This is a genomic window from Mycobacterium sp. SMC-2, assembly GCF_025263485.1.
Taxonomy (GTDB): domain Bacteria; phylum Actinomycetota; class Actinomycetes; order Mycobacteriales; family Mycobacteriaceae; genus Mycobacterium.
Genome location: NZ_CP079863.1, coordinates 3,869,305 through 3,881,539 on the forward strand (window position 1 = coordinate 3,869,305; position 12,235 = coordinate 3,881,539).

Below are 12,235 nucleotides of genomic sequence, written 5' to 3' on the forward strand. Positions count from 1 at the left end.
TGCTGCACGATGCGATGTCGTGCCGCTCTCCGGCCCAAGAATGTCGCTGGTGAGTATGGCCAACTCTGACGGTATTTCAAAACGTCCGATGCTCCCGGCTGCTACAGGAGGACCGGCTTCGGCGTGAGGCACGCCTTGTCCAGGGGGGTGCGGAACGCGCCGTTGCGGGTGTCGGGGCCGCTGAAGCCCCGGGATACATCTGACGCGCCGTCCATGGCGCGACTGTACCCGGGTATGCATCGGTAGTGGTCAGGGCGGTCAGACACCCGCCCGGCGCCAGCCGTCGGCCGCCCGGGCGGCCCGGATCAGGACGTCGCACAATTCGCGCAGTTCGGTTGGCTGGGCTCCCTCTTCCAGGGCGGTGGCGACGTCCTCGGCCGCGCACCGCACCTGGTAGACCCGGTCGGACAGGTCGGCCGCGTCGTCGGCCGACAGGACCACCGCATCGGCGGGCAAGTCCAGTGCGGTCCCGGCACCGCCACGGGTCAACGACGCGCGTTGTTCGTATGCCCGCTGCCGGCAGGACTGCCGGCAATACTGGCGGCGACGTCCCATCCCGGCGTCGGACACGTCTCGACCGCACCAGCGGCAAGGCTGGGGGCGGGGACGACGGCTCACGCCTGCCGACTTTAGTCGGGATTGCCCGGCGATCCCGGTATCATTGAAGGTCGCGTCGCGTACGCCGGCCGCCGAGCCCGGGAACTAGGCAGAGCGCCGCAACGTTTGCCAAACGGACAGAATTGCACGACAGCAGCCCGACAGTTCAGAAGACTTAGAGGAGTAGCAGCATGGCTGATCGCGTCCTTAGGGGCAGCCGTCTCGGAGCCGTGAGCTACGAGACCGACCGCAACCATGACCTCGCGCCGCGTCAGATCGCGCGGTACCGCACCGAGAACGGCGAGGAGTTCGAGGTCCCGTTCGCCGATGACGCCGAGATCCCCGGCACCTGGCTGTGCCGCAACGGCATGGAAGGCACCCTGATCGAGGGCGACCTGCCCGAGCCGAAGAAGGTGAAGCCGCCGCGCACGCACTGGGACATGTTGCTGGAGCGGCGCAGCATCGAAGAACTCGAAGAGTTGCTCAAGGAGCGGCTCGACATCATCCGGACACGCCGCCGGGGCTGAGCGACCGCCTAGGTGCGGTTTTTGGCGCGCTGGCTGCCGGCGCCGCTCTTGCGGCCCTCGATCCCCCACCGGGTGACCTTGACCAGCGCCTCGCGGATGTTCGATCCGCTCATTTTGGAGACACCGAGTTCACGCTCGGTGAAGGTGATCGGCACCTCGGTGATGACGAACCCGTTGCAGACGGTGCGCCAGGTCAGGTCGATCTGGAAGCAGTAGCCCTTCGAATCCACCGCCTCGAGACCGATCGCCTCGAGGACTTCCCGGCGGTAGGCGCGGTAGCCCGCGGTGATGTCATGGACACCGATACCCAGAGCGAGGCGGGCGTAGGTGTTGGCCGTCCAAGACAGCGCCCAGCGTCGCCACGGCCAATTTCGCACCGTCCCGCCCTCGACATAGCGGGACCCGATGGCCAGATCGGCGCCCGCGTCGACGGCGTCCAGCAGCCGGTGCAGCTGTTCGGGGGCGTGGCTGCCGTCGGCGTCCATTTCCACCAGCACCGAGTAGTCGCGGCTGAGGCCCCAGGCGAAGCCGGCCAGATACGCCGCGCCCAGGCCGTCCTTGGCGGTCCGGTGCATCACGTGTGTGCGACCGGCATCGGCGGCCGCCAGCTCCTCGGCGAGTTCGCCGGTGCCGTCGGGGCTGCTGTCGTCGACGATGAGCACGTGCACGTGGGGGCACGCGTCCTTCAGCCGCCGGTGGATCACCGGCAGGTTCTCCCGCTCGTTGTAGGTGGGGATGATCACCAGGACGCGCTCGCTGGGACGGTTTCCCGGGTCCCGGGGCGCCGGCTGGCCGGTGGTCATGTAGCTCCTCTGTGTCGCCCGAGATTACGCGACGCTGGTCGGCCGCCCTCGTGGGGCGGAGTGTAGTCACCGCCGTCATCCGGCGGAGTCCGGTCCCCGCCCTCGTCGGGCGGGGTTTCGCCCGCGGGCGTACCGGTGTTTGGGGATTCATCCGGGGCCCGGGACCGCTGACGAATCGGACGCGGGAACCATCCATTCTGCCGTACCCCGACCAGGATCGCCGCTCCGGCGGCAGCGACCAGGAGCCATTGCAGCATCGGGCCCCACCGGGTCGCGGGCGTCAGTTTCGTCTTCAGGCGCACCTGGATGTCCAGGTAATCGGGCTGGAAGAAGTCCGTGCGCACCAGCTCGACGCCGTCCGGCGCGATCACCGCGCTGATTCCGGTGGTGCCCGCGACGACCACGTATCGATCGTGCTCGACGGCGCGCACCTTGGCGAAGCCCAGCTGCTGTTCGCTCATCGTCTTGTTGAAGGTGGCGTTGTTGCTCGGCACGGCCAGCAATTGGGCGCCGTTGCGGACCGCTTTGCGAGGGACACGGTCGAAGATCACCTCCCAGCACGTGGCCACGCCGACCGGCACCCCAGCGATGTGCGCCACGTCGGGGCCCGGGCGGGGCACCATGTTCCCGGCGCGGTCGGCGTACCCGGAGAGGTGCTTGAACAGCCACGGCATCGGCAGGTATTCGCCGAACGGCTGCACGATCTCCTTGTCGTGCCGGTCGGCCGGCCCGGTGGACGGATTCCACACGATCATCGTGTTGGTGTACTCCGGATTCTCCGGCGGGCTGCCGGGCAGTTCCGCCACCGTGCCGATCAGGATCGGCGCGCCGATCGCCGTTGCGGCCTGCGATATCTCCAGCGCGGCGTCGACATTTTCCCCCGGGTCGATGTCCGAGGAGTCCTCCGGCCAGATGACGAATTGCGGTTGCGGCGCCTGTCCGGAGCGCACGTCCTCCGCCAGCCGCAGCGTTTCGCGGACGTGGTTGTCGAGCACCGCGCGGCGTTGCGCGTTGAAGTCCAGACCGAGCCGCGGCACGTTCCCCTGGACCACCGCGACGGTGACCGAGGGCTCGCCGCCCGATCCCGTGCCGGCGTGTCGAACCTGCGGCCAGACGACGACGGACGCGAACAGCACCAGGCATATGCAGACGCCCGGCAGCACCACCGCGGGTGGGGCCGTATCGGCCGTGGGAGGTTCTTCGCCGCCGTCGCCACGATGCGACCGATTCCCGGTGTGCCACCACTTCACGATCTCCAGCTCGATGGCGGTCGCGCTGAAGCCCACCAGCATGATCGCCGTCGAGAGCAGCGCGGCACCCCCGAGCTGGACCAACGGCAAGAAGGGGCCCTGCGCTTGGCCGAAAGCCACCGACCCCCACGGGAAGCCGCCGAACGGGACGATTGATTTCAGCCACTCCTGGGCCGCCCACACCAGCGCAAACCAGACGGGCCACCCCGGCAGCCCGCGCACGAGCACGGCGCACAGGCCGAAGATCGCGGGAAAGAGCGCACACGTCATCGCCAGCACCACCCAGGGCCCGGCGCCGACGAGCGTGCTGACCCAGGGCAGCAGCGGCAGGTAGAACGCCAGGCCGAACAGGAATCCGTAGCCCAACCCACCCGCCGGTGTTGTCGCCGGATGCTTGAGCGTCCAGGCCAGCAGCGCGGCCGCGACGACCGCGCCCCACCACCAGTTCAGCGCCGGGAAGCTGGCGAAGAGGAGTGCACCGCCCGCTACGGCGCACACCAACCTGGTCAGCCGCGGCAGCATGGCGGCCCGGACGGCGGGCAACCGCGCGATCGCCGCCGCGCCGAGTCCCGCGCCCGTCCGGCGCGCCATGGTCGCCAGGCGGTTTTTCAGCGGCGGGGCCCCGGGTCCGGTGGAATCCGGCTCCGCGTCGGGTGCGGGCTCCGCGTCGACGTCGGTGGGCTCGTCGTCGCGCTCCGATTCGGCTTCGTCGCTTACCGGGTCGGTGCCCGGGCGCGGCGCGAGGTCGGCGTCCGCCGGGTCGGGCTCGTCCGCGTGGTCGTGACGGTCTTTTCGGCCCAACCAGTGTCTAGCCATAGATGACAGCGCCCCGATGCACCGTGCGCCGGCACCGCGGCAAGGCGTCGGTCGGGTCCAAGCGCGGTAAGGCAGGCACTCGGGCGCGCGGGTCGGTCGACCAGCGCTGAACGGCGTCGCGAGGTGCGTGGACGTCCAGTGCCCCGGCGTCCCACACGGCGTAGGAGGCCGGCGCGCCGGGCACCAGGGTTCCCGCCCGGCCGTCGTGCATACCGGCGGCCCGCCAGCCGCCACGGGTCGCGGCGGCGAACGCGGCCCGGGCCGAGACGGCGCTGCCGGGGGTGTGATGGTTGACCGCCGCGCGCACGCTCGCCCACGGGTCGAGGCCCGTTACCGGTGCGTCGGAACCTAGGGCGAGGGGCACGCCTTGGGATGCTAACAGCGCGAGCGGGTTGAGCTGAGCGGCTCGTTGGGCGCCAAGGCGCCGCGCGTACATGCCGTCGGTTCCGCCCCACAGCGCGTCGAAGTTGGGCTGCACGCTGGCGATGACGCCCCATTGCCCGAGTTGGGCGGCCTGCTCGGCGGTGACCATTTCGAGGTGCTCGACGCGGTGCCCGCACCGGGCGACGGCCACCGCGCCGAGCTGCGCGACGACCCGTTCGAAGGCGGTGACCACCGCCGCGACGGCCGCATCGCCGATGACGTGGAAGCCCGCGGTCACCTCAGCCTCGGTGCACGCCCGGACATGCGCCTCGATCAGGTCGGGGTCGAGGTAGCAGGTGCCGACCCGGTCCGGGGCATCGGCGTACGGCTCGTGCAGCCAGGCGGTGCGCGACCCGAGTGCACCGTCGACGAAGAGGTCGCCGGCGAGTCCGCGGGCTCCGGTCTTTTCGATGAGTGCGCGCGCCTGTGCCGCCGTGGTCACCGCCTGGCCCCAGTAGCCGATCACCTCGACGCCGGAATCGAGGGACCGCAGCTGCAGCCAGTCGTCCAGCCCGCCGATCTCGGGTCCGGCGCATTCGTGCACCGCGACGATGCCGGCCGCCGCTGCGGCCCGCAGGGCGGCCGCGCGGGCCTCGGCCAGCTGCTCGGGCGTCAGCAGGTCACGGGCGACGGCGCGGACCAGGTGGTGAGCGTCGGCGGTGAGGGGGCGGTCGGGGGCGAAGCCGACCGCCGCGGGCAGGTCCGCGACCAGCCGGCGCAATCCCGACGAGGCGAGCGCGGAGTGGACGTCGACCCTGGACAGGTAGGCGGGCCGGTCACCGAGCACGGCGTCGAGGTCGGCGGTGCTCGGCGGGCTGTTCTCCGGCCACGACGACTCGTCCCAGCCATGCCCCCACACGGGCCGGCCGGGGTGGGCGGCCGCGTAGTCGGCGACCATCTGGAGGCACTGCGCCCGCGAGCCCGCCGCGCGCAGGTCGAGCCCGCTGAGCGTCAGGCCGGTCGCGGTCAGGTGGATGTGGCTGTCCACGAATCCCGGCGCCACGAAACCGCCGTCCAAGTCCTCGGGGTCGGCGTCGGGATACAGGCCGCGACCGACGTCATCGCTGCCCAGCCATGCGACGACGTCGCCCCGCACCGCGATGGCGGTGGCGTCGGGGTGGGTGGGGCTGTGCACCCGGCCGTTGACCAGCAGCGTGGTCGTCGTGTCGCTCACAGGGCAAAACTACTGGGCTTCGCCGGGCGATCAGTCCCAGTCGGGCCGTCCCGGGAACCCGCCACGCACCGGCTCGTTCTCTAGGGCGGGCGGCCTGATGTCCCGGACGTCCACGACCTCGCCGTCGATGTAGCCATCGTCAGCGGCTTGGCGCGCCCCCGCACCGAACAGCGTCGTTTCGGCGAGCAACGGCATCCGCCGCCGCAGACCGCGCATGGCGATGGCGGCCAGCCCGGGGCCGACGGCCGACCGGACGGGCCGCACCAGCAGCAAGAGCCCCAACACCGTGGTGACCAACCCGGGCACCAGGACCAGGAGGGTGGCTAGCGAGACCAGCGTCCCGTCTCGCACCGCGGTGCGCGGTTCGGCGAGGCCGGACTGGAGGTCGCCGACCTGGTGGAGCAGGTGCGAGCCCATCATCGGCACCAGGAGGCCCCATCCGAGCAGGAAGGCGCCCGCCAACGCCAGCAGCGTCCAGCCCCACCCGACCGTCGACACCAGGGCGATGACCGCCGCCAGTTCGACGACGGCGTAGCCGAGAAACAGCCGTGACAGCATGTCCCGCCAACGTCCGCCGACCGCGCCGAAGTTCCCATGGTGGTGTCCGGGGCGATTGCAGTTAGATGACGACATGACCACGATTGAGATCGACACCCCCGACGGACCGATTGACGCGCTGCTGGACCTTCCCCCGGGTCAGGGCCCGTGGCCCGGCGTGGTCGTTATTCACGATGCGTTCGGGTACGGCAGGGACAAGGAGTCGACGAACAAGCGCATCGCCCAGGCCGGCTATGTGGCGATCACCCCGAACATGTACGCGCGGGGTGGCCGCATCCGCTGCATCACCCGGGTGATGAAGGAGCTGCAGACGCAGCGCGGCCGCGCGCTCGATGACATCTTGGCTGCCCGCGATCACCTGAAGGCCATGCCGGAATGTTCCGGCCAGGTCGGCATCGCGGGTTTCTGCATGGGCGGTCAGTTCGCATTGGTCATGTCGCCCAAGGGTTTCGGGGCGTCCGCGCCGTTCTACGGCGCTCCCCTCCCCCGCAACCTCGACAAGACGCTGGAGGGGGCGTGCCCGATCGTGGCCAGCTTCGGCGCCCGTGACCCGTTGGGGCGCGGCGCGCCCGAGAAACTGCGCGAGGTGGTCGCTGACAAGGGCATCACCGCCGATGTGAAGGTTTACCCCGGCGTGGGGCACAGCTTCGCCAACGAACTGCCCGCCCAGCCGCTGCTTCGGATCACCGGTTTCGGCTACGACCGGGCGGCGACCGAGGACGCCTGGCGCCGCGTTTTCGCGTTCTTCGGCGAACATTTGGCGGCGGGCGCGACGAAGTAGTTGGGTCACACCAACTTTCGCGACAAGGCCGCAGCGAACGTGTGGGTATCTCCCGGTCAGCGCGCCGACACGTAGTTGCCGTCGTCGACGACGAACGCGGGCCGCGAGTCGGTCGCGGTGTCGCGCACCATGCCGGAGGTCTTGCGCCGCCAGTGCGGCGTACCCCGCACGACGTCGCGAAAATCCATCGGATCCTCAAGCGCGCGAGTCACTTCCGCCTGCACCGACATGTACCCGTCGGGCTGGCCGGGCTGCTCGGTGTAGGTGCGGTAGTAGTTTGGGTCGCAGAATCGGGTGACCCGCGTCAATCGCCACGCCAGGCGCTCCATCGCCCACGTCAATGCCGTGGTCTTGTGCCCATAGAGCACCGAGCGACCCGTTGCGGGGTCGACGCTGCGCGCGGCGAGCAGCACGCCATGACAGATGGCGGCCACGATCACTTCCCGTTTGAAGGCGTCCACGACGAGCCGGTGCAGGATGTCGCTGTCGATGTAGCTGCGCATGCCGCGGGCGCGATGTCCGCCGGGCAACAGCAGCGCGTCGATGCCGTCCAGGCCGGCGTGGGCCCACGCGATCGGGTGCTGGAAGTCGTTTGAGGCCAACATGTCCCGGTAGGCGCTGCGGCTGGCCTTGTTTGCGCGCAGTATCAGCCCGATGGCCGGGATGGCGCCGAGCACCGGCAGGGCGGACCACACGTCCAACCCGCGACCGCTCACCATGATGTCGTCGGCCGCCCCGGGCGCTCCGCTTTCGGTGGCGAAGACCACCCGATGGCCGTCGCGGGTCAGGACGCGCCAGCTGACGGCGACCTCCGTCGGGTCGAAGTCGACGTCCGGAATCGGAATGAGGACGGTGCCCATCCGCCCTTACCCCTTCGCCACCCTGAGCTCGAGACCGACGTTGTTCTCCATGCCGCCGCGCAGCTTGCTGACGAAGTTGAACACCTTGCCCACGATGCCGTAACGCTGTCCGATCGCGTGGTAGACGGCGGCCGTCTGCGATGTGTCGAGGATGGCGGCGGCGCCTTCCACGGTCTCGCTGGTCGGCCGGCCCTGCATGGTGCAGGTGGCCAGCGTGACCCGCGAAGTGTTGCGGATCCGCTTGACCTTCCATGACTTTTCCTGGGTCATGACCAGCAGCCGATCCTGGTCGGCGGCCGCCCACACCGGTGTCGGCTTGGGTTTGCCGTCCTTGGTGAAGGTGGTCAGCAGGATGTATTGCGCCTTGGCGAGATCGGCGAAGGTGGGCGTCACGGTGTCAACCTACCCCGCCATGGTGCCGCGAGCAGACGCAGAATCGCACCGCAGAGACCGCGATAGTGCGATTCTGCGTCTGCTCGCCAGGGGACGGCGGCAGATGCGACGTTGACTTTCGGGCCGCTGCGCTGCGATAGTCATCAGCGTTAGCCGAAAATACTATTTTCATTTAAAGGCCTTGTGGACGTGAGCGACCCGAAGAACCCGCTGGCGTGGTTGCCGTTCTCGATCGCCGAGGCGGCGCTATCTGGCGCCCACGGCGATGGCGGTCTCGCACAGGCCTGGCCATACCTCTTGGACCGGCTCCGCGAAGCCGCAGAACACGTGAAATCCCATCCCGCGAACCTGAATCGAGCCGATGCCGCTGCCGGCATCCGGCATCTGCTCGTGCTGCTCGCCGCGGGCATCGACGAGGTGTTGCGGTTCGATCCGGATCCGATCCTGCGTGTCCAGCGCACCAGCACCGATGACGTCGTGACGTGGGGAATGGAATGTCCGGACTGCATTTACACCCGCGCCGTGCTCTGCGGCGGGGAGAGCTACCGACTGTTCGGCAATCGCGGCACCGCCCGCTACGTCGGGCTGCAGACGATGAGCGGCATCGCGGCGACGGCCAACGAACTGGTCGACGAGCTCGAGGTGGACGCGGACGGAAACTTCGAAGTGGTGCTTTCCCCGTCCGAGCAGACGGGCAACTGGATGCGTCTCACCGGCGAGCATCCCACGCTGACGGTGCGGCACTTCTTCTACGACTGGGACACCGAGGTGGCATCGTCGCTGCGCATCGAGCGGCTCGGCGAGCCGGCGAAGGCCACCAGCGCTTCGGTCGATGCTGACCTGGCCCTGACGAGGCAGCTGGTCGCCCTGGGCGACTTCGTCCGAGACAACCTGTCGTTCTTCTTGCAGTTCGGTGCGGCGGCGCCACCCAACGGGTTCTTGCCCCCGATCGACCGCACCGATATGGGAGCCGCGGCGGAGAACCGGCCGGTGATCGGCCGGTGGGAGCTGCACCCCGGCGAGGCGCTGATCGTCGAAGTCGAACCGCCGGAAGGCATTTACTGGAGCTTCTCCGTCGGCAACCCGTGGTGGGAGACCATCCATTACGGCCGCCACCAATCCAGCCTCAACGGCCATCAGGCCGCGGTGGATTCCGACGGCCTCGTGCGCGCGGTGCTGTGCGCCGAGGATCCCGGAGTCGCGAATTGGCTCGACACCGCCGGACACAGCAACGGACCCATCATCCTGCGCTGCGTGCGCACCATCACGGCGCCGACGCCGACGGCGCGCGTCGTGCCATTCCACGATATCCGCGCCGAATTGCCTTCGGATACCGCCGAAGTCACCGCCGAGCAGCGGGCAGCTATTCTCGCGGCTCGCCGCCGCGCCGTACACGAAAGGTTCGGACGGTGACGTTCGACGCTGACGAGCTAGAGGACGCTGCCCGAGCGGCAACCGGTCTCGAGGATTTCGGCTCGGCATACTATCGCGAGGGACTGGAGCGGATCGTCGAGGCGCTGAACACCGAGGCGGACCTCAACGACATGGGCCGGGTCATCCAACAGGCCACAATCAGCAACGCCCTGATCCAGCGCCTCAAGGTCGAGGACACCTACCGCCGGCACCCCGAGATCGAGAACCAGGTGGTTGGCGGACCGGTCTTCGTCATCGGATTACCCCGCACCGGCACCACCGCTTTGAGCCAGCTGGTGGCCGCCGACCCTCAGTTCCGGTCTTTGCGCATGTGGGAATCCCAGGCTCCCACCCCGCCGCCGGAGACGGCCACCGAGCACAGCGACCCGCGAATCGCGCAGGCCGAGGCCGGCCTGAAGATGCTCGACGAGATGTTCCCACTGATGAAGACGCTCTACAACTCCGAGCCCACGGCCCCGACCGAATGCCAGGACCTCATGGGAATGAGCTTTCGCACCTTCCACTTCGACGGCGCCGTCCGCGCGCCACGCTACCTGGCGTGGCTGATGGATTGCGACATGCGTGAAACGTACACATTTCACCGGCGGGTGCTGAAGCTCCTGCAATGGCACTGCCCGCCCGATTTGTGGCACCTCAAGACGCCCGTACACATGTTCGCCCTCGACGCGCTCGTCGAGGCATACCCGAACGCCAAATTCCTGTGGAGCCACCGTGATCCGGCCAAGGTGATGGGCTCTGTGTGCAGTCTGATCCAGTACGTGCGGAGCTGGAGCAGCGACCGCAACGACGCCAGGGAGCTTGGCGCCGAGCAGGTCGACAGTTGGGTCGAAGGCGTACGGCGGGCGATGGATTTCCGCAACCGCAACGGCGACAAGCGATTCGTCGACGTCTCCTTCGCCGATCTGCAAACCGATCCCGTGCGCACCTTACAAACCAGCTACGAATCCCTGGGTTTGGAGTTCACCGATGCCACTTTGCATTCGGTCACGCAATGGGCGCGGGGGCACCGTCCCGGGTCACGCGGTACCCACGAATACGATTTGACCGACTACGGCCTGACTCCCGAAGGTGTCCGCGAGCGGTTCGCCGACTACCTCGCCGCCTACGACGCGACCGCCTGAACCGTGAGTGCCCCACGCACGCGGCGACGCGACAAGCTGAGTCCCGACCCCACGGTGCGCCGGACGATCCTGGCCGCCGCGTCGGCCACTCTGCGGGAGCAAGGGATCCAAGGGTTCAGCATCGCCGCGGTCCTCGACCGTGCCGCATTGGGCACCCGCGCGTTCTATCGGCATTTCGGCTCCAAGGATGAACTGGTGGCCGCACTCTTCCTGGACATGGCGCGCGTAGAGGAGCGGCGACTGCGACGCCGCATGGCTTCCGCCACCACGGAGGTCGGCACGGTGGCGGCGTGGATCGACGGACGACTAGACCTGGCGTTCGACGACAACATCAAATCCGACCTGCGTCGCGTATCGCTGGAGGCTCAATCGCAGATGTTCGTGTCCCCCAAGCTGATCCAGCCCGCCTACACGCAGTTGCTGGCGCCGCTCAGCGAGGCTTTGCAGCGCGGCCTGCAGCGCGGGGTGTTTTCTCACATCGACCCGGTGGGCGACGCGCAGGCGATCCACGCCGTGGTGTGGGCCGCCATCGAGCGGCAATGGGCGACCGGCGATTGTGACCGCGACGGTGTCCGCGAACGCATCCTGCGTTTCTGCTTGGGCGGCCTGGGCGTGACCGAAAAAGCGATCGCCCAGGTTTAGCCAACCGCACACAAACCGGAGGGAGACACAGATGGACCTGGGCTTCGCGGGGTCGACGGCCGTGGTCACGGGCGGCAGCAAGGGCATGGGGCTGGCCATCGCCGAAACCCTTGCGGCCGAAGGAGCCAGCGTGGCGGTGATGGCCCGAGGCCAGGGGGCGCTGGATGCCGCGGTGACCTCACTGCGCGCGGCGGGCGCCCCGGATGCCGTCGGGATCAGCGTGGACATGGCCGATGCCGAGTCCATCGCAGACGGCTTCGCCGCGATCTCCGAGCGTTGGGGACGGCTCAACAGCCTTGTCCACACGATAGGACCGGGTGACGGCTATTTCGAGCAGATGGACGACGCACAATGGAACGACGCCTTTGCGCTGGGCACGATGTCGGCCGTGCGATCGATCCGCTCCGCGCTGCCGTTGCTGCGATCGGCGGATTGGGCGCGCATCGTGACGCTGTCCGCGCACTCGATCCAGCGGCAAAACCCGCGCCTCGTCGCCTACACGGCCTCAAAGGCGGCGTTGGCCAGCATCACCAAGAACTTATCCAAAAGCCTTGCCCAAGACGGCATCCTGGTCAATTGCGTGTGCCCCGGGACCATCGTGACTGCCAGCTTCACGGAGGTACTGAAGGACATCCTCGCCGCCGATGGCCTCGACGCCACCAATCCGGTCGATGTGATGACCTGGATCGACAACAACTTTCACCAGCCCTGCGACCTGGGTCGCGCCGGACTTCCCGAAGAGGTCGCCTCCATTACTGCCTATCTGGCGTCGCGGCGAAACGGTTACGTCACGGGCGCCACCGTCAACGTGGACGGCGGGTCGGACTTCATCTGACCGGCTGCCGCTCCGCTTCCA

At 68.6% G+C, this 12,235-nt stretch carries 11 protein-coding genes and 1 pseudogene; 6 read left to right on the forward strand and 6 right to left on the reverse strand.

Going from position 1 to position 12,235, the window contains the following annotated elements:
- Nucleotides 1-258 precede the first annotated feature (258 nt).
- A complete protein-coding gene (locus tag KXD96_RS18060) occupies nucleotides 259-618 on the reverse strand; it encodes a hypothetical protein (RefSeq protein WP_260738375.1) in 360 nt (119 codons plus the stop codon).
- A gap of 170 nt (nucleotides 619-788) precedes the next feature.
- Here KXD96_RS18060 and rbpA point away from each other — a divergent pair, with 170 nt between their 5' ends.
- On the forward strand, nucleotides 789-1,124 hold the full coding sequence (rbpA, locus tag KXD96_RS18065; protein ID WP_260738384.1) for an RNA polymerase-binding protein RbpA: 336 nt from the start codon (nucleotides 789-791) through the stop codon (nucleotides 1,122-1,124).
- A gap of 8 nt (nucleotides 1,125-1,132) precedes the next feature.
- On the opposite strand, the pseudogene lnt reads toward rbpA, so the two are convergent.
- The 3 genes and pseudogenes from lnt to KXD96_RS18080 form a co-directional block, all read right to left on the reverse strand.
- Nucleotides 1,133-3,768, reverse strand: a pseudogene (lnt, locus tag KXD96_RS18070) (apolipoprotein N-acyltransferase).
- Between the two features lie 217 nt (nucleotides 3,769-3,985).
- Nucleotides 3,986-5,590 (reverse strand): amidohydrolase, encoded by a 1,605-nt coding sequence (locus KXD96_RS18075; RefSeq protein WP_260738386.1) that lies wholly within the window; start codon nucleotides 5,588-5,590, stop codon nucleotides 3,986-3,988.
- A gap of 30 nt (nucleotides 5,591-5,620) precedes the next feature.
- Nucleotides 5,621-6,148, reverse strand: coding sequence for an FxsA family protein (locus tag KXD96_RS18080; RefSeq protein WP_260738389.1), 528 nt, complete (start codon nucleotides 6,146-6,148; stop codon nucleotides 5,621-5,623).
- Between the two features lie 73 nt (nucleotides 6,149-6,221).
- Here KXD96_RS18080 and KXD96_RS18085 point away from each other — a divergent pair, with 73 nt between their 5' ends.
- Nucleotides 6,222-6,929: a dienelactone hydrolase family protein gene (locus KXD96_RS18085; protein WP_260738391.1), complete on the forward strand. Its 708-nt coding sequence runs from the start codon at nucleotides 6,222-6,224 to the stop codon at nucleotides 6,927-6,929.
- Nucleotides 6,930-6,985: 56 nt separating this feature from the next.
- Here KXD96_RS18085 and KXD96_RS18090 read toward each other — a convergent pair whose 3' ends face one another.
- Nucleotides 6,986-7,789 carry a type 1 glutamine amidotransferase domain-containing protein gene (locus tag KXD96_RS18090; protein WP_260738393.1) on the reverse strand — a complete coding sequence of 268 codons (804 nt, stop codon included), beginning with the start codon at nucleotides 7,787-7,789 and terminating at the stop codon, nucleotides 6,986-6,988.
- Between the two features lie 6 nt (nucleotides 7,790-7,795).
- Nucleotides 7,796-8,182, reverse strand: coding sequence for a PPOX class F420-dependent oxidoreductase (locus KXD96_RS18095; protein ID WP_260738395.1), 387 nt, complete (start codon nucleotides 8,180-8,182; stop codon nucleotides 7,796-7,798).
- A 189-nt stretch (nucleotides 8,183-8,371) separates the two neighbouring features.
- Here KXD96_RS18095 and KXD96_RS18100 point away from each other — a divergent pair, with 189 nt between their 5' ends.
- Genes KXD96_RS18100 through KXD96_RS18115 form a run of 4 tightly spaced genes read left to right on the forward strand, consistent with a single transcriptional unit; the run spans nucleotide 8,372 to nucleotide 12,214 of the window.
- Nucleotides 8,372-9,595 carry a hypothetical protein gene (locus KXD96_RS18100; RefSeq protein ID WP_260738396.1) on the forward strand — a complete coding sequence of 408 codons (1,224 nt, stop codon included), beginning with the start codon at nucleotides 8,372-8,374 and terminating at the stop codon, nucleotides 9,593-9,595.
- On the forward strand, nucleotides 9,592-10,737 hold the full coding sequence (locus KXD96_RS18105) for a sulfotransferase (RefSeq protein WP_260738398.1): 1,146 nt from the start codon (nucleotides 9,592-9,594) through the stop codon (nucleotides 10,735-10,737). The genes KXD96_RS18100 and KXD96_RS18105 overlap by 4 nt, the downstream gene beginning before the upstream one ends.
- Before the next feature lie 3 nt (nucleotides 10,738-10,740).
- Nucleotides 10,741-11,379, forward strand: coding sequence for a TetR/AcrR family transcriptional regulator (locus KXD96_RS18110; protein WP_260738400.1), 639 nt, complete (start codon nucleotides 10,741-10,743; stop codon nucleotides 11,377-11,379).
- 31 nt (nucleotides 11,380-11,410) lie between these two features.
- On the forward strand, nucleotides 11,411-12,214 hold the full coding sequence (locus tag KXD96_RS18115) for an SDR family NAD(P)-dependent oxidoreductase (RefSeq protein WP_260738402.1): 804 nt from the start codon (nucleotides 11,411-11,413) through the stop codon (nucleotides 12,212-12,214).
- Nucleotides 12,215-12,235: the final 21 nt, after the last annotated feature.

Bases quoted from the DNA above. Each gene is read 5' to 3' on its own strand.
- KXD96_RS18085 (WP_260738391.1), top strand. From the start codon at position 6,222: ATGACCACGATTGAGATCGACACCCCCGACGGACCGATTGACGCGCTG.
- rbpA (WP_260738384.1), top strand. From the start codon at position 789: ATGGCTGATCGCGTCCTTAGGGGCAGCCGTCTCGGAGCCGTGAGCTAC.
- KXD96_RS18080 (WP_260738389.1), bottom strand. From the start codon at position 6,148: ATGCTGTCACGGCTGTTTCTCGGCTACGCCGTCGTCGAACTGGCGGCG.
- KXD96_RS18090 (WP_260738393.1), bottom strand. From the start codon at position 7,789: ATGGGCACCGTCCTCATTCCGATTCCGGACGTCGACTTCGACCCGACG.
- KXD96_RS18115 (WP_260738402.1), top strand. From the start codon at position 11,411: ATGGACCTGGGCTTCGCGGGGTCGACGGCCGTGGTCACGGGCGGCAGC.